Origin of the sequence: Polaromonas sp., from assembly GCF_039930745.1 — a bacterium.
Lineage (GTDB): Bacteria > Pseudomonadota > Gammaproteobacteria > Burkholderiales > Burkholderiaceae_C > Polaromonas.
In genome coordinates, this window is the sequence record NZ_JBDTTH010000002.1 from 1 (window position 1) to 19,562 (window position 19,562).

A 19,562-nucleotide genomic window follows, 5' to 3' on the forward strand; every position below is an offset into this window, starting at 1 on the left:
AGGACAAGGGCGGCTACTACCTGCTCAACGGCAGCAAGATGTGGATCACCAACGGGCCCGACGCCGACACGCTGGTGGTTTACGCCAAGACCGAACCCGAGCTGGGCGCGCGTGGCGTCACGGCCTTCCTGATCGAAAAAGGCATGAAGGGTTTTTCCGTTGCGCAAAAGCTCGACAAATTGGGCATGCGCGGCTCGCACACCGGCGAGCTGGTCTTCAGCAATGTTGAGGTGCCGGCGCAGAACATTCTGGGCGGCCTCAACAGCGGCGCCAAGGTGCTCATGAGCGGGCTCGACTACGAACGCGCCGTGCTCACCGGTGGGCCGCTGGGCATCATGCAGTCCGTCATGGACAGCGTGATTCCCTACATCCACGACCGCAAACAGTTCGGCACCAGCATTGGTGAGTTCCAGCTGATTCAAGGCAAGGTGGCCGACATGTACACCGTGCTGCAGGCCGGGCGCTCGTTTGCCTACACCGTCGCCAAAAACCTCGACCTGCTGGGCACCGAGCACGTGCGCCAGGTGCGCAAGGACTGCGCTTCAGTCATTCTCTGGTGTGCCGAGAAGGCCACCTGGATGGCCGGCGAGGGCGTGCAGATCTTCGGCGGCAACGGCTACATCAACGACTACCCGCTGGGCCGCCTGTGGCGCGATGCCAAGCTGTACGAAATTGGCGCCGGCACCAGCGAGATCCGCCGCATGCTGATCGGCCGCGAGCTGTTTGCCGAGACCATGTGAAAATCTGGCGATGTCTTCTGAAATCCAAATACTTTTTTCCCACAACCGCGCATGGGCCGCGCAGATGGAGCGCGAGCGGCCAGGCTTTTTTACGAGCCTGATCAAGCAGCAGCGCCCCAAATACATGTGGATAGGCTGCTCCGACAGTCGCGTGCCCGCCAACCAGATCACCGGGCTGGAGCCGGGCGAGGTGTTTGTGCACCGCAACGTGGCCAACATCGTGGTGCACTCCGACCTCAATGCGCTGTCGGCCATCCAATTTGCGGTGGACATGCTCAAGGTCGAGCACATCATGGTGGTGGGTCACTACGGTTGCGGCGGCGTGCAGGCAGCGCTGGAAGGCGCGCGCATCGGTCTGGCCGACAACTGGATACGCCACATCCAGGACGTGCGCCATCGCCACCGGCAACTGCTCGACAGCCTGCCTGACGCCGTGCGCGCCGATGCGCTGTGCGACCTCAATGTGATCGAGCAGGTGGTCAACGTCTGCGTCAGCACCGTCATGGTTGATGCCTGGGCCAAGGGCCAGAAGGTCAGCATTCACGGCTGGGCTTTTGGCGTGCATGACGGCCTGCTGCAGGATTTGAAAATGACGATTTCCGACCCCGCCGATCTTGATGCGCTGTACCGCATAGCGGTCGAACGCGTCTGGGACTCCCGGCGTCCCGTCTGACGGTCATGTTTCCCCAGCGCCTCGACTCCCCCCTGGCCTACCAGGTCGCCAAGGCGATGATGGATGGCTTCAACCGCCACTACCAGCTGTTTCGCACCGAGTCGGCCCGCGCCAAACACCGGTTTGAAACCGCCGACTGGCACGGCCAGCAGCGGGCGCAGCGCGAACGCATCGAGTTTTACGACCTGCGCGTGCGCGAAGCCTCCATGCGCCTGGAGCGCGAGTTCAAGGCGGGCGAGCAGCCTATGGACGTCTGGCACCAGATCAAGCTGCATTACATCGGTTTGCTGGTGAACCACCACCAGCCCGAGCTGGCCGAAACCTTTTTCAATTCGGTTACCACCAAGATCCTGCACCGCAGCTACTTCCACAACGACTTCATTTTTGTCCGCCCGGCGGTCAGCACCGAGTACATTGAAAACGACGAGCTGGCCACCCAGCCGACCTACCGCGCCTATTACCCCCAGCGCGACACGCTGCATGAACACGTCGTCCGCATGGTCAATGACTTCGAACTGCATGTCGAGTTTGAAGACCTGGCACGCGACGCCGGCTATGTGGTGGAAGAGCTGAACAACCGGCTGGGCGAGGTGAAGTTGCGCGCCAATTTCCAGATCCAAGTGCTTTCCAGCATATTTTTCAGGAACAAGGGCGCCTACATCGTCGGCAAGCTGATCAACGGTTTCAGCGAGCTGCCTTTTGCGCTGCCGCTGCTGCATGCTAAATCGGGCAAGCTGGCGATTGACTCGGTGCTGGTCGGCGAAGACGACCTGCTGATCCTCTTCAGCTTCGCGCGTGCCTATTTCATGGTGGACATGGGCATTCCCTCCGCCTATGTGCAGTTCCTGCGCAGCATGATGCCGCGCATGCCGCGCGCCGAAATCTACAACGCGCTGGGCCTGGCCAAGCAGGGCAAGACCCTGTTTTATCGGGATTTTCTTTACCACCTGCGGCACTCGACCGACAAGTTTCGCATTGCGCCCGGCATCAAGGGCATGGTCATGCTGGTGTTTGACCTGCCGTCTTTTCCCTACGTGTTCAAGGTCATCAAGGACTATTACCCGCCGCAAAAAGACACCACGCGCGAGCAGATCAAGGGCAAGTACCTGCTGGTCAAGCAGCATGACCGCGTCGGCCGTATGGCCGATACGCAGGAGTACAGTGAAGTGGCATTCCCGCGTGAGCGCTTCGACGACGAGTTGCTCGCCGAAATCGAAAAGTTTGCGCCCAGCCAGCTCGAAATCAGCGACCGTGATGGCGACGGAAACATGGAGGTCATCATCAAACATGTGTACATCGAGCGGCGCATGATCCCGCTGAACATTTACCTCCAGGAAGCGTTTGACACCGGCGTTGAAGACCCGTTTGCGAAAGGCCAGATCGAGCGCGCCGTGGTCGAGTACGGCAACGCCATCAAGGACCTGGTGGCCGCCAACATCTTCCCCGGCGACATGCTCTGGAAAAATTTTGGCATCACGCGGCACGGCAAGGTGGTGTTCTATGACTACGACGAGATCGAATACATCACCGACTGCAATTTCCGCAAGGTGCCGACCCCGCGCAATGAAGAAGAGGAAATGAGCGGCGAGGTCTGGTACTCCGTCGGGCCCAAAGACGTGTTCCCGGAAACCTTCGAGCCCTTTTTGCTCGGCAACGACGCCGTGCGCGAAGTTTTCATGAAGCACCATGCCGACCTGCTCGACGCCACCTTCTGGCAGCAGCACAAGGACCGCATTGCCGCAGGCCATGTGCATGACGTCTTTCCTTACGAGCGCGAGCGGCGCTTTGTGCGCAAATACGCGGAGCAGAAAGCCTGAGCCCATGAGAGACGCCTGGGAATACGCCAGCTTTGTGGTGACCGCACTGGCTCTGCCTTTCGCGATTTTCTTCTTCGCCCTCGAGCAGCGCAAGGAGCGCAACAACGAGGAGGAAGAGGCCTACCAGCTGCTGTCCGACGCCTACAACGACTTCCTGAAGGTCGTGCTGGCCAACCCCGACCTGCACCTGCGCACCAGCGAGGCGCTGGAGCACCCCACGCCTGACCAGAACGAGCGCACCATGATCATCTACGAGATGCTCATCTCCCTATTCGAGCGTGCCTACATCGTCGCCTGGAACGAACGTATGAGCGAGGTCGAGGCGCGTCGCTGGAACAGCTGGGACGACTACATGCGCGAGTGGTGCCGGCGCGAGAATTTTTTCAATGCCCTGCCGCTGTTGCTGCGCGGCGAAGATCCGGGCTTTCAGCAATACATCCTGCGTGTCGCCCAGGAAGAGCGCGGCACAGTCATTCAACTTAACTGAAGGAGAAAACCATGTCCACATCCAACATCGCTGACCCCATCGTCATCCTCGGCGCAGCCCGCACTCCCATGGGTGGTTTCCAGGGCGACTTTTCCAGCCTGTCCGCCCATGACCTGGGCGGTGCTGCCATCAAGGCCGCCATCGAGCGCTCGGGCATTGCACCCGAGAAAATCGACGAAGTGCTGTTCGGCAACTGCCTGATGGCCGGCCAGGGCCAGGCGCCTGCCCGCCAGGCCGGCTTCAAGGGCGGCCTGCCGGCCAGCACCGGCGCCGTCACCCTCTCCAAAATGTGCGGCTCCGGCATGGAGGCCACCATGCTCGCGCACGACCAGCTCGTCGCCGGCAGCCGCGACGTGATGGTGACCGGCGGCATGGAAAGCATGACCAATGCGCCGCACCTGCTGCTCAAGGGCCGCAGCGGCATCCGTATCGGCCACGACCGTATTTTTGACCACATGATGCTCGACGGTCTGGAAGACGCGTACGAGCCCGGCCGCGCCATGGGCACCTTCGGCGAGCAGTGCGCCGAGAAGTACCAGTTCACGCGCGAAGCGCAGGACGCCTTTGCCATTGCCAGCGTGCAGCGCGCCAAGGCCGCCACCGAATCCGGCGCCTTCAAGGCCGAAATCACCCCCGTCACTGTCAAGGGCCGCGCCGGCGACACCGTTATTTCCATCGACGAAGGTCCGGGCAAGGTCAAGCTCGACAAGGTGGCCACGCTTAAGCCCGCGTTCAAGAAAGACGGCACCATCACCGCCGCCTCCAGCTCGTCCATCAACGACGGCGCCGCCGCGCTGGTGCTCACGCGCGCATCGACCGCGAAGGAACTGGGTGCCACGCCCATTGCCCGCATCGTCGGCCATGCCACTTTCGCGCAGGCGCCCGAGTGGTTCACCACCGCACCGGTCGGTGCCGTCAACAAACTGCTCAAAAAAATCGGCTGGAGCGTGAAAGACGTGGACCTTTGGGAAGTCAACGAGGCCTTTGCCGTCGTGCCCATGGCTGCCATGAAAGAACTCGGCATCAGCCACGACATCGTCAACGTCAACGGCGGCGCCTGTGCGCTGGGCCACCCCATAGGGGCATCCGGTGCGCGCATCATCGTCACCCTGATTCACGCGCTGAAAGCCCGTGGCCTCAAGAAAGGCGTGGCCACCTTGTGTATTGGCGGTGGTGAAGGCACGGCGCTGGCTGTGGAGTTGCTATAAATAAAATAGCTGCTTGCGCCCGCCGCATAAGGACTAGGGGCCAATTTTCCTTGAAACAACGCTGACATGAGCACTGTTCTCGTCATGGGCGCATCGCGCGGCATCGGTCTGGAGTTTGTGCGCCAGTACCGTGAGGCCGGCGCGCGCGTGATCGCCACCGCGCGCGACGACGCCGGGCTGGCGCGGCTGAAGGCGCTGGACGCCACGGCGCTGCGGGTTGACGTGGCTTCTCCGGCCAGTGTCAGTGGCCTGGCCTGGCAGCTCGATGGCGAGAAGATCGACGTGGCGCTGTATGTTGCGGGCGTGCTGGCCGGTGGCAATGCGGGTGATCCGCCGCCCGAAGCGGAGTTTGACCTGGTGATGCGCACCAATGTGCTGGCGCCCATGCGCGTGCTGCCCATGCTGACCGAAGTGCTTGCGCCCGGCGCCAGGCTGGTTGTGCTGTCGTCGCGCATGGGCTCCATGGGCCTGCGGACCAACGGCAGTAGTTGGTTGTACCGCGCCTCCAAGGCCGCGGTGAACTCGGTGCTCAAAGACATCTCGTTCGGCGTGCAGGGCAAGGCCATTTGTGCCGCCATGCACCCCGGCTGGGTGAAGACCGACATGGGCGGCGCGGGCGCCGACCTGGATGTTGCGCAAAGCGTGTCCGCCATGCGCGCGACGATTGCCAACTTGCGCGCCGAACACAACGGCACATTTCTCAACTACGACGGCCAGGCCTTGGCCTGGTAGGAAGCCCCATGATCCTGACCCAAGACCAGCAAATGATCCGCGACGCGGTGCGCGACTTCGCTCAGGCCGAGCTCTGGCCGAACGCCGCCAGGTGGGACAAGGAGCACCACTTCCCGGTCGAGGCGCACAAGGGTCTGGCGGCGCTGGGCGCTTACGGCATCTGTGTGCCCGAAGAATTCGGCGGCGCCAACCTCGACTACGTCACGCTGGCCCTGGTGCTGGAAGAAATTGCCGCCGGCGATGGCGGCACCAGCACCGCCATCAGCGTCACCAACTGCCCCGTCAGCGCCATCCTCATGCGTTATGGCAATGCGCAGCAGAAGAAGCAGTGGCTCACATCGCTGGCGCAGGGCGACATGCTAGGCGTGTTTTGCCTGACAGAGCCGCACGTAGGTAGCGACGCTTCGTCCCTGCGCACCACCGCCGTGAAAGACGGCGACGAATACGTGATCAACGGTGTCAAGCAGTTCATCACCAGCGGAAAGAACGGCCACGCCGCCATCGTCATCGCGGTTACCGACAAGGGGGCCGGCAAAAAAGGCATGAGCGCCTTCATCGTGCCGACCAGCGCACCGGGGTATGTGGTGGCACGGCTGGAAGACAAGCTGGGCCAGCATTCCAGCGACACGGCGCAGATCAATTTCGACAACTGCCGCGTCCCGGCCGACAACCTGATCGGCAACGAAGGCGAAGGCTACAGGATCGCACTGGGCGCGCTTGAAGGCGGGCGTATCGGCATCGCCGCGCAAAGCGTGGGCATGGCGCGCAGCGCTTTCGAGTTCGCACTCGCTTACGCCAAGGAACGCCAGAGCTTCGGCACCGCCATCTTCAACCATCAGGCGGTGGGTTTCCGCCTGGCCGATTGCGCCACGAAGATAGAGGCCGCACGCCAGCTGATCTGGCACGCCGCCAGCCTGCGTGACGCCGGCCTGCCCTGTCTGAAGGAGGCGGCCATGGCCAAACTTTTTGCCAGCGAAATGGCCGAAGAAGTTTGCAGCGCCGCCATCCAGACGCTGGGCGGCTACGGTTACGTCAGCGACTTTCCGGTGGAACGCATCTACCGCGACGTGCGGGTTTGCCAGATCTACGAAGGCACGTCCGACGTGCAGAAAATCATCATCCAAAGACAGCTCTAGGCACACCCCCGTTGAGGCTCACTGCGTATAGCCTCCTCCCCCCTTGCAGGGGGCGGCGCCTGCGGTCTGGCGAAGCCAGTCCCGCGGCCCCTACTTGAATTGTGCGTCGAGGTGCAGGCTTGTCATTGCGGACTTGATCCGCAATCCATGTATGTGTACTGGCGGCGGTGGTTTGTGCTGCATGGATCCCGGGTCAAGCCCGGGATGACAAACCGGGGTTAACGCAGGAATGGTGCACGCCGTAAACTTTGTCATTGCGGACTTGATCCGCAATCCATGTCCGCAAGCCAGCAAGCAGGAGACCAACCCCATGCCTATCACCAAAGGATTCCGCGCCCTCGTCGATGAGGCCATGGCGCAGGTCACCACTTATTCGGTCACCGAAGCCCAAGCCAAACTTGCCGACCCGAAGGTACAGATCGTCGACATCCGCGACGTGCGCGAGCTGGAGCGCGAAGGCACGGTGCCTGGTGCCTTGCTGGCGCCGCGCGGCATGCTGGAGTTCTGGGTGGACCCGGCCTCGCCCTATTTCAAACCGGTGTTCGGCGACGAGGGCAAGGAGTTCATCCTCTTTTGTGGGGCCGGCTGGCGCAGCGCGCTGGCCACCAAAACCCTGCAGGACATGGGCATGACCAACGTGGCGCACATCGACGGTGGTTTTGCCGAGTGGAAAAAGCAGGGCGCTCCCATGGAAACCCTGGAGGCGCACAAGCAGGCCCACGCGGCGCGCCACCCCGCTAGTACTGCAGCACGGAAGTAGCGAAACAAAATGAAAGTGATGACCTCGTGCCCAGGGCAAGGCGCAAGCCGCAGCGAAGGCTGTGCGCCTTCGCAAGGATTGCAACGCCGCCATGGGTGCGAAGGCGCGCTTTCATGGTTCGATATTTTCGGGCTGCAGTACTAGGGGCTGACGGTGGCCGCCTGCCCCTGCGGACGCGCCGATGCGCGCGGCCGGCCGCTGGCTTACGCCGCTTGCTGCGGCCGGTTCGTGGACCATTTTGCGCAGACGCCTGCACCCGATGCCGAAGCCCTGATGCGTTCGCGCTACAGCGCTTTTGTGTTCGAGCGCGCCGACTACCTGCGCGCCACCTGGCACACCAGCCGCCGTCCCTCAGACATCACGTTTGACCCCGGCGTCAAATGGTTGGGGCTGGAAGTGCTGCAGCACCAGGTGCCGGACACCACCCACGCCGAAGTCGAATTTGTCGCCCGCCAGAAAGGCCCCGGCAGCCCGGCCGTGCGCCTGCATGAGCGCAGCCGCTTCGTGCTCGAAGCCGGGCGCTGGTACTACGTGGACGGCGACCAGCTCTGAAGCTCCGGTTTAGAGTCAAAAGTGCCTCCAGCCCATACCCCCTGTGCGTGATAAGCTACCAAATAGATAGCGAAATTAAAGAACGCTTTCCCAGTTGAAAGGCTATGCACCGTGGTCTGGCGGTCCGCTGCAATGCGCGGTCAAATAGGCCTCCAGCCCTTATTCCACGGGCGCCACCAGCTACTTATTCGATAGCAATCCATGGCAACCATAGCACCCATAACAATTCAGAGAAAGGTTTTCCCTTGTTGAAATTCGATGCCGTGTTGTTCGACTGTGATGGCGTGCTGGTGGACAGCGAGCCCCTCACCAATGGCGTGTTGCGCGACATGCTAGAAGAGGCCGGCTGGAAGCTCAGCTCTGCGGAGTGCATGCGCCTGTTCATCGGCAAGGCCGTCAAGGACGAAATCGCCATCATCGAGGCGAACACCGGGCGCCCGCTGACGGCGCAGTGGCTGGACGAATTTCGCGGGCGGCGCAACGAGGCACTGGTCGAAGGCCTGCTGCCGATCCGCGGTGCGGTGGAGGCGGTGGCGCTGATTCACCAGTTGTACGACGGCCGCATTGCCTGTGGCTCCGGCGCCGACCGTTTCAAGGTAGAGCTGCAGCTCGAAAAGTGCGGCCTCATGCCTTATTTCAAGGGCCGCATCTTCAGCGGCCACGAACTGCCGCGCTCCAAGCCCGCGCCCGATGTTTACCTGGCCGCAGCCGCGGCGCTGGGCCTGGACGCCAGGCGCTGCGCGGTGGTGGAAGACACCGTCACCGGCGTCACTTCCGGCGTGGCCGCAGGCGCCACCGTGTTTGGCTACAGCCCGCCCGAAGCCGGGCATGACGCGCCGGAGGCCCTGCGCTCGGCAGGCGCCAGCCTCATCTTCATCGACATGGCCGAGCTGCCCGCGCTACTGATGGCCTGAGTGCGTCTTTGTGCCGGATTTATGCATGAAATCGGCCGCCCGCCCTTGGTCAGGATGCCTGCTTGGGTGGACCCATTCGCATCGGCCGGCTTCCGAGTTTTGCGCCCGTCACTGCATCGACGCCGATGGGCTGGATCTCAAGGCCCGTCTCATCGTCGATATAGCGCGCGAGGTTCTGGCCGCAGTTCCGCTGCGCCCAAGCACCGATCATCAGCAAGACCGGCAGGAAGTCGCGGCCGGCATCTGTCAGCACGTATTCCTCGCGCGGAGGGCGCTCGGAGTAGATCCGTTTTTCCAGCAATCCTGCGTCTGTCAGGGCACCTAGCCGCCGGGTGAGCATCGTCGGCGCAATTCCGAGGTTCTTCCTGAACTGGTCGAAGCGTGCCAGGCCTGCGTGCGCGTCCCGCAGGATCAGGATGCTCCAGGCATCACCGACGGATTCGAGGCCCCGAGCGACCGGACACCCCAGGGTCAAAATATTTTCTTCGATCATATCGTTTTGATAGTGACTTAGTACTGTTTTGATAGTAACATCCCTTTCATCGGCAATCCAGCCTGTGACGAAGGAGATCGAATGAACAACACAAACAAGGGTATCGCACTCGTGACGGGGGCTTCGTCGGGCATCGGGCGGGTGACTGCCCAGTCCCTGGTAAACGCCGGGTACCAGGTTTTTGGGACAAGCCGCAAGGCGATCTCCAGCCCTCCTCATGGCGTCACGATGCTGGTTTGCGACGTGACCGACGAGGCCTCTGTAAAGAGCCTCGTGGAGGAGGTCGTCAAGCAGGCGGGGCGTATCGACCTCGTCGTCAACAACGCAGGCGTGGGCCTGCTCGGCGCCGCCGAAGAGTCGTCGATCAACCAGGCCCAGCGCCTGTTCGACGTGAACGTGTTCGGCGTCGCCCGCGTCGTCAACGCGGTCCTGCCCATCATGCGGGCCCAAAAGGGCGGCCGCATCATCAACATGAGTTCGATCCTGGGGCTGATTCCTGCGCCGTTCAATGCTTTTTATTCGTCCACCAAACACGCGATCGAAGGCTATTCGGAATCCCTTGACCACGAAGTGCGCCGGTTCGGTATCCGCGTGGTATTGGTGGAGCCGGGCGTGACGCGCACCGCCTTCGAAGAGAACCTGACGCGGGCCGACCAGCCCATGGCAACCTATGCCGAAGACCGTGCACGCAGCGAGGCGCTCATGCGCACGTTGATGGAGGCCGGCGACGCCCCGCAGGTCGTTGCCGATGTCGTCGTCAAGGCCGCCACAGCCGCAACGCCGAAGTTGCGCTATTCGGCGGGCAAGCAGTCAAGCCAGGTGCGTGTGCTGCGCCGTTACATGCCCGAAAGCATGGTCGACAAGGCGCTGCGCAAGTTCAACGGCTTCCCGGTTTGACGATGGAAGATGCCTCCCACGCGCGGGCCGGCTTTGATTCATGTATCAAATTGGCATCCAGCCCTTGTCTGATGGTCGCGAGCAGCTACTGATTCAATAGCAACCCAGGGAAAGGTTTTCCCTTGCTGAAATGCGAAGCCGTGTTGTTCGTCCGTGATGGCGTGCTCGTTGGCAGCGAGCCCATCATCAATGGCGTGTTGCGCGACCTGTTGCGCGGGCACGGCGCAAAACCGGCTGCCGCCACGGGAAGGGCGGGCAGTGCTAAGCTGCCGGGCCGAACCTGTTTCAACTACTCCGAGAAAACCCTATGCCTGGATTGCTGCCCCACGTTGACCCTGATGGCCTGCTTGAATTTTCGGTGGTCTACACCGACCGCGCACTCAACCACATGTCCAAGAGCTTCCAGGGCGTGATGACCGACATCTCCTGCATCCTCAAGGAAGTTTATGGCGCGCACTCCGCCGTGCTGGTCCCCGGCAGCGGCACCTACGGCATGGAAGCCGTGGCACGCCAGTTCGCCGCCGGCAAACACGTCATGGTCATTCGCAACGGCTGGTTCAGCTACCGCTGGACGCAGATCTTCGACATGGGCAGCATCCCCGCCTCGTCCACCGTGCTCAAGGCACGCCAGACCAGCCAGGGCGCGCAAGCCCCCTGGGCGCCGGTGCCGATTGCCGAGGTGCAGGCCGCCATCGCCAAAGAAAAACCGGCCGTCGTGTTTGCCCCGCATGTGGAAACCGCTTCCGGCATGATCCTGCCCGACAGTTACCTCCAGGCCGTGGCCGACGCTGTACATGCCGTGGGTGGCCTCTTCGTGCTCGACTGCATCGCCTCCGGCGCCATGTGGGTAGACATGAAAACCACCGGCGTGGACGTGCTGATCTCGGCCCCGCAAAAAGGCTGGAGCAGCTCTCCCTGCTGCGCCATGGTCATGCTCAGCGAGCGTGCCCGCACCGCCATTGAAGGCACCACCAGCTCCAGCTTTGCCTGCGATTTGAAGAAGTGGCTGCAGATCATGGAAACGTATGAAAAAGGTGGCCACGCCTACCACGCCACTTTGCCCACCGACGCACTCACGCGCCTGCGCGCCGCCATGAAGGAAACCCAGGCCTACGGCTTTGCCAAAGTCAAAGCCGAGCAGGAAGCCTTGGGGCAAAAGGTGCGCAAGTTGTTTGAAAGCCGCGGCCTGCCCAGCGTGGCGGCCGAGGGCTTCAAGGCCCCGGGCGTGGTGGTCAGCTACACCACGGACCCGGACATCCAGTCCGGCAAGAAGTTTCTGGAGCAGGGTTTGCAAACTGCTGCCGGCGTGCCGCTGCAGTGCGACGAAGGCGCCGACTTCAAGACCTTCCGCATCGGCCTGTTCGGGCTGGAGAAGTGGCACCAGACAGACCGCACGGTCGGCCAGCTTGCGGCCGCGCTGGACCGCATCGGCCTGACAGCGCCGGTGGCCGAAGCGGTGGCTGGCTGAAGCCCGCCCGCTTCGACTTTTCTCTTTTCCTTCCTTTCCCTTTTTAATCTGAAGAAGAGATGTGCCCATGAAATGCGCATTGGTAGGCTCCCGTTTTTTCGCCGCTTCGGTTTTTGAGGCGCTGCGCAAGGAAGAAGGCATAGAGTTCACCAGCGTCGTCGCGCCGGCGGCCGATGACCGGCTGGCGCTGGCGGCGCAAGCGGCCGGCATTGCTGTGCATGTGCTGGCCAACCCCAAGATGGTTCCGGGCGAAGCGATTGCCGAGGGCACCGACCTCATCATCGCCGCGCACACGCATGCGCGGGTGAGCGACGAAGCGCTGGCGCGCTCGCGCCTGGGCGGCATCGGCTACCACCCCTCGCTGCTGCCGCGGCACCGCGGGATTGCCGCCGTTGAGTGGACCATTCTGGAAGGCGACGCCATCGCCGGCGGCTCGGTCTACCACCTGGCCGACGGCTGGGACGCCGGCGCCATTGCCGCGCAGGACTGGTGTTTTGTCAAAAAAGGCGAAACCGCACGCGAGCTCTGGGAGCGCGCCCTCGCGCCCATGGGGCTGGCCCTGCTCAGCAAGGTGGTCCAGATCGCCCGGCTGGAAGGCCGGGTGCCCGCCACCCTGCAAGACACCACCTTCGCCACCCGCGCACCCATGATCCGCCGGGCAGTTGTGCTGACCGAAGAAGCCTCGCCCACAACCGCCTCACTCGTCGTCTCCATCGTCGGGGCTGACCGGCACGGCATCGTGAGTTCGCTGGCTGAACGCGCCCATCGTTTCGGCGCCAACTGGGCAGCCAGCCGCATGACCCGGCTGGCCGGTGAGTTTGCCGGCATGGTGCACTTCGAGGTGCCACGCGAAAACGCAGACGCCCTGGCCGCCTCGCTGCGCGGGCTGGAGTCCAGCGGCCTGCAGGTGGTCGTGGCCAAGAGCAACGGCGCCAGCATGCCCACCTCGCTGCGCGTGGTGGAGCTGGAGCTGGTGGGCGAAGACAGGGTGGGCATCGTCAGCAACCTGACGAAGATGCTGGCCGAACGCGGCATCAGCATCGAGAACATCCACACCGACATCGTCCGCAGCGGCGTGTCGGGCAAGCAGACCTTCAAGGTCGAGGCGCACCTGCTGGTGCCCGCCGCCCTGTCCATCGAGGCCCTGCAGCGGGAACTCGGCCCCCTGGCCAGCGAGATGATGCTCGACATCGCTTTAGGTGAACGCCAGGCCCAAAGCCCGGCGCCCGCCCGCGCCGCGCCCGCCGGGGTGCTAGCACCGCAGTAGTGCTCCGCCGGTGCTCGGCCCCTGCGCCTACTCCCTCTCCATGCGGGAGAGGGCAGGGGTGAGGGCTCTCCCGCCAGAAAATATGGTCAAAAAGACCTCTAGCCCTTATATGACGGGCGCAAGCAGCTATTAAATACGTAGCATTTTTGATGCCTCCGATGGTTGCTTGGTCATAGTCCAACACAGGCAGCCTTGCGTGTTGTATCGCCGAGCGATACACTGCTTGGGTGATCAAATCGTTTCGCCACAAAGGGCTCCAGGCTTTTTTTGAGAAGGGCAGCAAGGCGGGCATTCAGCCGCATCAAGCCGACAAACTTAATCGCCAGCTGACGGCCTTGAACCAGGCGGCCGCGCCAGAGCAGATGGACATTCCCGGTTGGCGACTTCATGCCCTGGCTGGGGACTTGAAGGGTCATTGGTCTGTAGGGGTCAACGGTAACTGGCGGCTGACTTTTGTGTTTGAAGGACAGGACGCCATGCTGGTTGACTACCAGGACTACCACTAGCGTGTTTGAAAGTTGATGAAGATGACTATGCACAATCCCACCCACCCCGGTCTGATCATTCGTGATGACGTCCTACCCGAATTGCAGCTCAGCGTGAACGAAGCGGCAGAGCAGTTGGGCGTGTCACGTGTCACCTTGTCGCGTGTGATCAACGGGCGCGCCGCCATCACAGCCGAGATGGCGCTTCGCGTAGGCAAGTGGGTCGGCAATGGCCCCGAAATATGGCTGCGCATGCAGGGCCAGTACGACCTCTGGCAAGCGAAGAAAAAAGGCGAGCCGAAAGTCAAGAAAGCCAAACGGCCTACGGTGGCTTCCGGTTTGCCCGCATGAGCGCCTGAAGGTAGACAAATACCGGCTTGCGAAAGGAAAAGCCTCCCTGGTGGAGGCTTTTTTCTTATTAAGCCGGATTCATGTCGAAACGCAGGCTCGCCATTCGTCGTACAGGTGTGACGTTCAACAACCCTCAAAGGACCTTCCCATGAAATACCTCTGCCTCGCCTACTACCACCCCGAAAAATTCGCCGCCATGGCGGCCGCCGATGTGCAGGCCCTGGTCAGCCAATGCCCGGCCAAAGACGCCGAACTCAAGAAAACCGGCCAACTGGTGGTCAGCGCCTCGCTCGGCGGCCCGGAAGCTGCTTTTGCCCTGCGCCCGCGCAGCGGCAAGACACAGGTGACCGATGGGCCCTATGCCGAGGCCAAGGAGCTGGTTGGTGGGTTCTTCATCATTGAAGCGGCGGATCGGGACGAGGCCGTGCGGGTGGCCTCGCTGCACCCGGCCGCGACTTTGGGTGAAGCTGTGGGGTGGGGGATCGAGATTCACCCGATTGGGTTTTTTGAGATGACACCGGGCCAATAAGCCGTCAGTGCGGCGCAAGTACCTGTAGCCGCAAGTCGTCGAGCGCGCCTTGACCGAGCAGGTGGCAGGACGCGGTTGCGTACAAAAATCATTCGAGTGATGGAGCAAACAATGAGAAAGCTGAAACTGGAAATGCAGGTCTCCGCCGACGGTTTTGTTGCGGACGATGAAGGCGGTACCGACTGGATGGTGTGGAACTGGGCGCCCGAATGGCAGTGGGACCCGCGCCTGCGCGAATACCATAACGCGCTCACCGCTTCGTCCGACTGCATCCTTCTGAGCAGGGCCATGGCGCAGAAGGCTTCATCGACCATTGGGAGCAGGTGGCGCGCAACCCGGCGGATCCCCAGTACGCGTTTGCGCAGCGCATCACGCAGATGCGCAAGGTCGTGTTCAGCCGGACCCTGGAGCGGTCTTCATGGCCGCGCACGGAACTTGCCCACGGCGGCTTCGAAGAGGCCATCCATGCCCTCAAGCGCGAGCAGGGTCAGGACATCCTGGTCTATGGCGGGCCTACCTTCGCCTCTTCGCTGTTGGCGGCCGGGCTGATCGACGAATTGCACATTTTCCAGAACCCCACCTTCCTGGGCACCGGAAGGCCCATGTTCAAGGACTTGCGGAAACCGGTGGCGATGCAACTGCGGGGCGCGGTGCCGTTCGACTGCGGCGTGGTCGTGCTTCAGTACGTTTCACAGCGGCGATGAGCACCGCGACACGCGTCATTTGTCGTCGTTATGGAATTTCGCCGGGCTCAAGGCCACCGGCGAGCTAGGTGCAGCGCCTCCCTCAAAGGCCCGTAAGCTGCTTTCGCGCTGCGCCCGCGCAACGGCAAGCCGCAAGTGACCGGCGGGCCTTATGCCGAGGCCAAGGAGCTGGCCGGCGGGTTTTTATCATTGAAGCGGCGGATCGGGAAGAAGCGGTGCGAGTTGCCTCACTGCACCCGGCCGCGACTTTGGGTGAGGCAGTGGGGGTGGGGGATTGAGGTGCACCCGATTGGGTTCTTTGAGATGACGCCCAGCAAATAAAGCGTTTAGCACGGCGGAAGCAAAGACTGCGGCCGGCGTGCCGCTGTAGTGCGACTAAGGCCTCGACTTCACGACTTTCCGCACCGGCCTCCGTTGCTGGCTGAGGGCTGCTTCCCTGCTATTCAAAGAAAAGGCTTCCCGGGTGGAAGCCTTTTTATTGAAGAGTTTGAAAGAAGGACTTCCCATCCCGCCACTCAGCGTGCCTTCGAGACCAAGTCCGGTGCAATGTCCATGAGGAGCCTGTCAACTGAAGGCGAGACAAGCTGGGTCAAGGAGTCGTCAAACTCGCGAATGTTTCGCATGGCATCGTCGGTAGATGAGTATGTTTTTATCTGCGACGGGTATGGCCGAGCGTGGTGGGGATGAATTCCCGAGGGGACGCCCCACCAGATAAACGAGGGCGGAGAATTCGAACCATCTGACGAGGATTTTGTGGAGCTGGTTGTCGATGGTGATGCAGGAGAGAGAGGCTTTTTTGGCGGAAGGACGGTTCGAAGCGAATACCTGATGCAGGGAGAGACGCGGGGATAGCTGCAACTTCCGGCATCGAAACTCAGGCCAAGCACCGGCAAACCGCGCGAAAAAGGTACTGCTTCAAGTACCGGCAAGTTGTAACGTCGATCCGTCCCACCTCTCAGAGCGTAGGGGATGGGTAGCACCTCGACCGCAATGCTCGCTCGCTGGAGGCTTTCCACCAGCTGCGTTACAAACTTTTGGTGATGGTCCGTCGCAATACCGTTTTTTGAGGCGCTGTCCGCCAGTTTGGCGTGCATCGCGGTAAGAATTGCATCCGCGCGGGTTTCCCTGTCCGGCTGCGCCAAAGCCACCAAGAGATCCATTTCCCCAAATACAACGGCAATGGGAACGTTGTACTTGAAGGGCGCCTGGTCGACGACAAGCACAATCCGCGTCTGGTTTGCCGTCTTGAGTTGGTCCACCAGAGGCGCGGTGGAGACACAGCCCGTCAAAAAAAGAGCTGCGATCGTTACCACAAACCGGTGCAGCCCAATCTTCGGCAAGCTGCAGATTAAACCCGGGCGTCTTGTTGTTTGAAATTGCTGCATCTTGCCTCCATCTTTTTTTGATGCTACCAGAGAGAAAAGTCAACTTTCTAGGGCTCACTTGGTGCGGCAACTCTTAAGAGTCTCCTCAATCCAGGGCAAGGTGGTTGGCAGAGTTGCTATCCCAGAGAGGACTGAATCGGGTCCTCCTGTGGAAAAAACAAACCGTTTTCCTTTAAGCAAGTTGGCTGCAACTTCATCAGTGATGGGCTTTTCGTGTGTCTCCAATAAAGCTGGGTATTTGTTGTAGCCTCGTCTATGCATCCAAATAGCGACGTCTGCGTTCTGGCCCTCTTTCAAAGCGAATTTACTGGCCCAAGCAGGTCCCGGCGATGAAAGAACAATGCGGTCTACCCGTACCACTACTTCAACTTTGTCTGTCGGAGAGCAACTTCCTTCGGGATATTTCAACCTGCAATCCATACTGCGAGTCGCAAGAATCTCCCCCACGAAGATTTGTGGGGCGGCACAGACCATATTTTCTGGAATTGCCGGTGACAGTGCTAGGGCAGGCGCCGTTACTATTGCCAATAGAACGCCGTATCCAATGAGTGCCAAAGGCGATTTGTTATGCGTCTTATTCATTGAGTTAGGTGGTATATCAAATCCTACCCGCGCATCAAAAAATGCAGAGAGTGATCTCTTGGAGGGATGCCGGGAATACTAAGAATCAAGTTGTCGATAGGGTTGTTCGGATCAGCGTAAACCAAGTGCTCATTGCGCATGAAGTCCTCAATGAGGGTCGGTTTCTGGGATCTAAAAAAGAGCGAGCTGCGTGAATAAACCTGAATGGCATGGTTGCACTTTTCAACCTCATCATCGTCGAGAACGAGAGTTGATAAGCGAGGCTCAACCATGAAGGATCCTGGTCGGCTTACGATGACGCTCATATAAGGTGTAATTGGCACCAAAAGTTTTGGTGTAAGGGGTGCGGTGTTCACGGCAACAACGTTGTGAAAGAAACCATCGCCAAAGATAAACTCTCGCCCCTCTGAAAAAAGAACTGCGTACTTTCCTCGTGTACCGAAGCTGTCTGTGATGATGCGTTGCGAATGGCACATATTCACACCAATTAAGGCGTTTCGCTCATGACTTGGCAGGGTTCCTCGCAGCCTTTCAGCAAGTGCGACTGAGGCCGCGCGATTTCTGGGGCTACGAACTGCCAGTGAAACCACACTTTCGGTCAACAACCTAAGTTGATCGTCGCTGGCCGACAGTGCAAGGAACCTCCGGCGAAGATCGACCTCTGGTATGAATTTACGTTCGAGACCTTCTAGCCAAGAAATCACGGACGGGAAGTTGTTATCAGCGATATCAAACTCTCTCTCGAAACTTGAGTCCCATGAGGTTTCTACGCCTGGGGAATGACCTAATTTGATGTGATGGGCATTTCCAATCGCGCCCAACCGGTGGGGTGGAACGCGAACAATATTGCCATCCGGCCTTATCCAACCTGTGGTGCCGTCTTCTGCGGCCCAATTGCGAGAGACGCATCGGGGCCACCAGTGATGTTGTTCGGACTTTAGCTTCGCCATGCAACAACCAAAAGCAAATCGAAAAAGTAAAAAACCCACTCTTTTGGATCAGTACCCTCCCTGCTCGTGCAGACCGATAGTTGATCTTGTGGCATTTCAGTACTCGCTGCGAAAGGTAACTGGTTCACTATCGGGCGCCTTGAGTGTTGTTTCAAGCGCGTTCAAACGTTCTCTCAACTTCACCCATTGCGCGGTGCGCTTGTCGAGGAACACCCCAAAGAACTTCACGAATAGGTGCACGATCAAAAGGATGAGCGCCTCGGCATTTGCCAAGATGAGGACGAGCAGTTCCAGACGTCCCACAGGACCGTCCTTCATCAGGAAACTTACGTTGACCCAGCCGAAATAACAAACGGCAAAAGTGATCGCGGTACGTTGCCCCCAACGCGTCACGAGTTGGGTAGCAAAAAGGCGCTGTCTCGGCTTCAGCGCTGTCCATGAGATCACGAACGTCGCAAGGCCGCCAATTGCGGCGCCGAGTGCAGTTAACCACCAAGGCATTTGTTACTCCTCCTTTTTAAGAGATTTTCGTAGCAGAAGGGGTTTGAAAGGTGCGAGAAGACCCTTGCTTGCTACCAGAATTTCTACCTGTAACGGAAGCGCTATGGCCTGAAATACTCCTGCACCGTCTCCCAAGCCACCGCCTGCAAATGCTGTGCAACTGCCGGGTCCAGCCCGGCGCTGTACTTCAGGCCCACCGGTGACGCCTTGAACAGCGCGGCGTAGGTGGTGCAGGCTGCCAGGTAGCTGCCGGCAAGGCTGGGGTGGCGCTTGTCGGCCACGTAGAGGTTCAGGTCGGGCTTCTGGGCGATGGACCGGGCGAAGGCCAGGCCTGCGGGAATGACGAAGGCGTTGTTGTCGTTGCCGGCCTGGGTGTAGGCCTCGGCGAGTTCTGCCGTCATCGACGGCACGTCCTGGTAGGCCCAGGATATGAAGAATACCGGCTTGGCGCCATGCTTGCGCACGGTGTCGGCGTGTTTTTTGGCGTATTCCCTGAACACATCCTTGAGCTGCGGGTGCAGCGGGCACTGGCTGCAGTCCATCATGATGGCCACGTCGAACAAGCGATCGAGCTTGTTGAAGCTGACGGTGTTGTTGGCGCCGAAAGAGTACGAGCCTACGGCGTTGGGGCGGAAGTAGCTTTCCACGTCGTGCCAGTTGAAGCCCGAGCCGCTGATGGTGGCAGAGCTGGCGCGGTGGCGAAGGCCTGGCATGCTTTCCCTGATCAACTGCCCCACATGGTTGTGCAGGCTGTTGTTGTAATAAAAGAAACTGTTGCCGATGTAGATGGACGAGGTGGGCTTGTCGATGCCCACGTCCTTGAGTTTGGGTTTGGTCTGGGCCAGCGCGCCAGTGGCGGCGCTGCACAGCAGGGCGAGGCCGAGGGCCGCGGACAACAAAGGGCGAATCAAGAGGTGGCGCATGGTGTCTG

The 19,562-nt window shown here is 60.7% G+C and carries 23 protein-coding genes and 1 pseudogene; 18 read left to right on the forward strand and 6 right to left on the reverse strand.

All coding sequences use genetic code 11. From position 1 onward, the window contains the following. The 10 genes from ABI660_RS01110 to ABI660_RS01155 all read left to right on the forward strand — a co-directional run. The coding region (locus ABI660_RS01110) for an acyl-CoA dehydrogenase family protein (protein WP_348064102.1) at window positions 1-740 on the forward strand (740 nt) is incomplete at its 5' end. Between the two features lie 10 nt (window positions 741-750). Next, window positions 751-1,413, forward strand: coding sequence for a carbonate dehydratase (gene can, locus ABI660_RS01115; RefSeq protein WP_348064104.1), 663 nt, complete (start codon window positions 751-753; stop codon window positions 1,411-1,413). A 5-nt stretch (window positions 1,414-1,418) separates the two neighbouring features. Continuing rightward, a complete protein-coding gene (aceK, locus tag ABI660_RS01120; RefSeq protein ID WP_348064106.1) occupies window positions 1,419-3,230 on the forward strand; it encodes a bifunctional isocitrate dehydrogenase kinase/phosphatase in 1,812 nt (603 codons plus the stop codon). A 4-nt stretch (window positions 3,231-3,234) separates the two neighbouring features. Further along, complete coding sequence (locus ABI660_RS01125) at window positions 3,235-3,717, forward strand: hypothetical protein (protein WP_348064108.1); 483 nt, start codon at window positions 3,235-3,237, stop codon at window positions 3,715-3,717. Between the two features lie 26 nt (window positions 3,718-3,743). Further along, window positions 3,744-4,925, forward strand: coding sequence for an acetyl-CoA C-acyltransferase (locus ABI660_RS01130; protein ID WP_348064327.1), 1,182 nt, complete (start codon window positions 3,744-3,746; stop codon window positions 4,923-4,925). Between the two features lie 66 nt (window positions 4,926-4,991). Then, window positions 4,992-5,657 carry an SDR family oxidoreductase gene (locus ABI660_RS01135; protein ID WP_348064110.1) on the forward strand — a complete coding sequence of 222 codons (666 nt, stop codon included), beginning with the start codon at window positions 4,992-4,994 and terminating at the stop codon, window positions 5,655-5,657. An 8-nt stretch (window positions 5,658-5,665) separates the two neighbouring features. After that, window positions 5,666-6,793: an acyl-CoA dehydrogenase family protein gene (locus ABI660_RS01140; RefSeq protein WP_348064112.1), complete on the forward strand. Its 1,128-nt coding sequence runs from the start codon at window positions 5,666-5,668 to the stop codon at window positions 6,791-6,793. Window positions 6,794-7,103: 310 nt separating this feature from the next. Continuing rightward, window positions 7,104-7,553: a rhodanese-like domain-containing protein gene (locus tag ABI660_RS01145; RefSeq protein ID WP_348064114.1), complete on the forward strand. Its 450-nt coding sequence runs from the start codon at window positions 7,104-7,106 to the stop codon at window positions 7,551-7,553. Between the two features lie 153 nt (window positions 7,554-7,706). Then, window positions 7,707-8,105 carry a YchJ family metal-binding protein gene (locus ABI660_RS01150; protein WP_348064116.1) on the forward strand — a complete coding sequence of 133 codons (399 nt, stop codon included), beginning with the start codon at window positions 7,707-7,709 and terminating at the stop codon, window positions 8,103-8,105. Window positions 8,106-8,353: 248 nt separating this feature from the next. After that, window positions 8,354-9,019, forward strand: coding sequence for an HAD family phosphatase (locus ABI660_RS01155; RefSeq protein WP_348064329.1), 666 nt, complete (start codon window positions 8,354-8,356; stop codon window positions 9,017-9,019). A 49-nt stretch (window positions 9,020-9,068) separates the two neighbouring features. Here ABI660_RS01155 and ABI660_RS01160 read toward each other — a convergent pair whose 3' ends face one another. Then, a complete protein-coding gene (locus ABI660_RS01160; protein WP_348064118.1) occupies window positions 9,069-9,512 on the reverse strand; it encodes a helix-turn-helix domain-containing protein in 444 nt (147 codons plus the stop codon). An 81-nt stretch (window positions 9,513-9,593) separates the two neighbouring features. Here ABI660_RS01160 and ABI660_RS01165 point away from each other — a divergent pair, with 81 nt between their 5' ends. The 8 genes and pseudogenes from ABI660_RS01165 to ABI660_RS01200 all read left to right on the forward strand — a co-directional run bounded on the left by ABI660_RS01165 (window position 9,594) and on the right by ABI660_RS01200 (window position 15,213). Further along, window positions 9,594-10,409, forward strand: coding sequence for an oxidoreductase (locus ABI660_RS01165; RefSeq protein WP_348064120.1), 816 nt, complete (start codon window positions 9,594-9,596; stop codon window positions 10,407-10,409). Between the two features lie 125 nt (window positions 10,410-10,534). Further along, window positions 10,535-10,621: pseudogene (locus tag ABI660_RS01170) on the forward strand (HAD family hydrolase); the annotation flags it as partial. 95 nt (window positions 10,622-10,716) lie between these two features. Further along, complete coding sequence (locus ABI660_RS01175; protein WP_348064122.1) at window positions 10,717-11,877, forward strand: aminotransferase class V-fold PLP-dependent enzyme; 1,161 nt, start codon at window positions 10,717-10,719, stop codon at window positions 11,875-11,877. 67 nt (window positions 11,878-11,944) lie between these two features. Then, window positions 11,945-13,144 (forward strand): formyltransferase family protein, encoded by a 1,200-nt coding sequence (locus ABI660_RS01180; protein ID WP_348064124.1) that lies wholly within the window; start codon window positions 11,945-11,947, stop codon window positions 13,142-13,144. A 227-nt stretch (window positions 13,145-13,371) separates the two neighbouring features. After that, window positions 13,372-13,650: a type II toxin-antitoxin system RelE/ParE family toxin gene (locus ABI660_RS01185; RefSeq protein ID WP_348064126.1), complete on the forward strand. Its 279-nt coding sequence runs from the start codon at window positions 13,372-13,374 to the stop codon at window positions 13,648-13,650. Window positions 13,651-13,671: 21 nt separating this feature from the next. Continuing rightward, window positions 13,672-13,980, forward strand: coding sequence for a HigA family addiction module antitoxin (locus ABI660_RS01190; protein ID WP_348064128.1), 309 nt, complete (start codon window positions 13,672-13,674; stop codon window positions 13,978-13,980). A gap of 148 nt (window positions 13,981-14,128) precedes the next feature. Further along, a complete protein-coding gene (locus ABI660_RS01195) occupies window positions 14,129-14,509 on the forward strand; it encodes a YciI family protein (protein ID WP_348064130.1) in 381 nt (126 codons plus the stop codon). A 323-nt stretch (window positions 14,510-14,832) separates the two neighbouring features. Then, window positions 14,833-15,213, forward strand: a complete 381-nt coding sequence (locus ABI660_RS01200; RefSeq protein ID WP_348064131.1) for a dihydrofolate reductase family protein — start codon at window positions 14,833-14,835, stop codon at window positions 15,211-15,213. Window positions 15,214-15,728: 515 nt separating this feature from the next. Here the strand turns inward: ABI660_RS01200 and ABI660_RS01205 are convergent. The 5 genes from ABI660_RS01205 to ABI660_RS01225 all read right to left on the reverse strand — a co-directional run bounded on the left by ABI660_RS01205 (window position 15,729) and on the right by ABI660_RS01225 (window position 19,554). Further along, on the reverse strand, window positions 15,729-16,598 hold the full coding sequence (locus tag ABI660_RS01205; RefSeq protein WP_348064133.1) for a hypothetical protein: 870 nt from the start codon (window positions 16,596-16,598) through the stop codon (window positions 15,729-15,731). Window positions 16,599-16,652: 54 nt separating this feature from the next. After that, a complete protein-coding gene (locus ABI660_RS01210) occupies window positions 16,653-17,180 on the reverse strand; it encodes a hypothetical protein (protein WP_348064134.1) in 528 nt (175 codons plus the stop codon). A 23-nt stretch (window positions 17,181-17,203) separates the two neighbouring features. Then, window positions 17,204-18,130 carry a hypothetical protein gene (locus ABI660_RS01215; RefSeq protein WP_348064136.1) on the reverse strand — a complete coding sequence of 309 codons (927 nt, stop codon included), beginning with the start codon at window positions 18,128-18,130 and terminating at the stop codon, window positions 17,204-17,206. 96 nt (window positions 18,131-18,226) lie between these two features. Next, a complete protein-coding gene (locus ABI660_RS01220; protein ID WP_348064137.1) occupies window positions 18,227-18,631 on the reverse strand; it encodes a hypothetical protein in 405 nt (134 codons plus the stop codon). Between the two features lie 101 nt (window positions 18,632-18,732). Continuing rightward, entirely contained in the window at window positions 18,733-19,554 is an 822-nt protein-coding gene (locus ABI660_RS01225; protein WP_348064139.1) for a hypothetical protein, read from the reverse strand. Window positions 19,555-19,562: the final 8 nt, after the last annotated feature.

Excerpts from the sequence above, each read along its gene's own strand:
- can (WP_348064104.1), top strand. The coding sequence starts at position 751 with ATGTCTTCTGAAATCCAAATACTTTTTTCCCACAACCGCGCATGGGCC.
- aceK (WP_348064106.1), top strand. The coding sequence starts at position 1,419 with ATGTTTCCCCAGCGCCTCGACTCCCCCCTGGCCTACCAGGTCGCCAAG.
- ABI660_RS01125 (WP_348064108.1), top strand. The coding sequence starts at position 3,235 with ATGAGAGACGCCTGGGAATACGCCAGCTTTGTGGTGACCGCACTGGCT.
- ABI660_RS01135 (WP_348064110.1), top strand. The coding sequence starts at position 4,992 with ATGAGCACTGTTCTCGTCATGGGCGCATCGCGCGGCATCGGTCTGGAG.
- ABI660_RS01140 (WP_348064112.1), top strand. The coding sequence starts at position 5,666 with ATGATCCTGACCCAAGACCAGCAAATGATCCGCGACGCGGTGCGCGAC.
- ABI660_RS01145 (WP_348064114.1), top strand. The coding sequence starts at position 7,104 with ATGCCTATCACCAAAGGATTCCGCGCCCTCGTCGATGAGGCCATGGCG.
- ABI660_RS01160 (WP_348064118.1), bottom strand. The coding sequence starts at position 9,512 with ATGATCGAAGAAAATATTTTGACCCTGGGGTGTCCGGTCGCTCGGGGC.
- ABI660_RS01165 (WP_348064120.1), top strand. The coding sequence starts at position 9,594 with ATGAACAACACAAACAAGGGTATCGCACTCGTGACGGGGGCTTCGTCG.
- ABI660_RS01175 (WP_348064122.1), top strand. The coding sequence starts at position 10,717 with ATGCCTGGATTGCTGCCCCACGTTGACCCTGATGGCCTGCTTGAATTT.
- ABI660_RS01180 (WP_348064124.1), top strand. The coding sequence starts at position 11,945 with ATGAAATGCGCATTGGTAGGCTCCCGTTTTTTCGCCGCTTCGGTTTTT.
- ABI660_RS01190 (WP_348064128.1), top strand. The coding sequence starts at position 13,672 with ATGACTATGCACAATCCCACCCACCCCGGTCTGATCATTCGTGATGAC.
- ABI660_RS01195 (WP_348064130.1), top strand. The coding sequence starts at position 14,129 with ATGAAATACCTCTGCCTCGCCTACTACCACCCCGAAAAATTCGCCGCC.
- ABI660_RS01205 (WP_348064133.1), bottom strand. The coding sequence starts at position 16,598 with ATGCAGCAATTTCAAACAACAAGACGCCCGGGTTTAATCTGCAGCTTG.
- ABI660_RS01210 (WP_348064134.1), bottom strand. The coding sequence starts at position 17,180 with ATGAATAAGACGCATAACAAATCGCCTTTGGCACTCATTGGATACGGC.
- ABI660_RS01215 (WP_348064136.1), bottom strand. The coding sequence starts at position 18,130 with ATGGCGAAGCTAAAGTCCGAACAACATCACTGGTGGCCCCGATGCGTC.
- ABI660_RS01220 (WP_348064137.1), bottom strand. The coding sequence starts at position 18,631 with ATGCCTTGGTGGTTAACTGCACTCGGCGCCGCAATTGGCGGCCTTGCG.
- ABI660_RS01225 (WP_348064139.1), bottom strand. The coding sequence starts at position 19,554 with ATGCGCCACCTCTTGATTCGCCCTTTGTTGTCCGCGGCCCTCGGCCTC.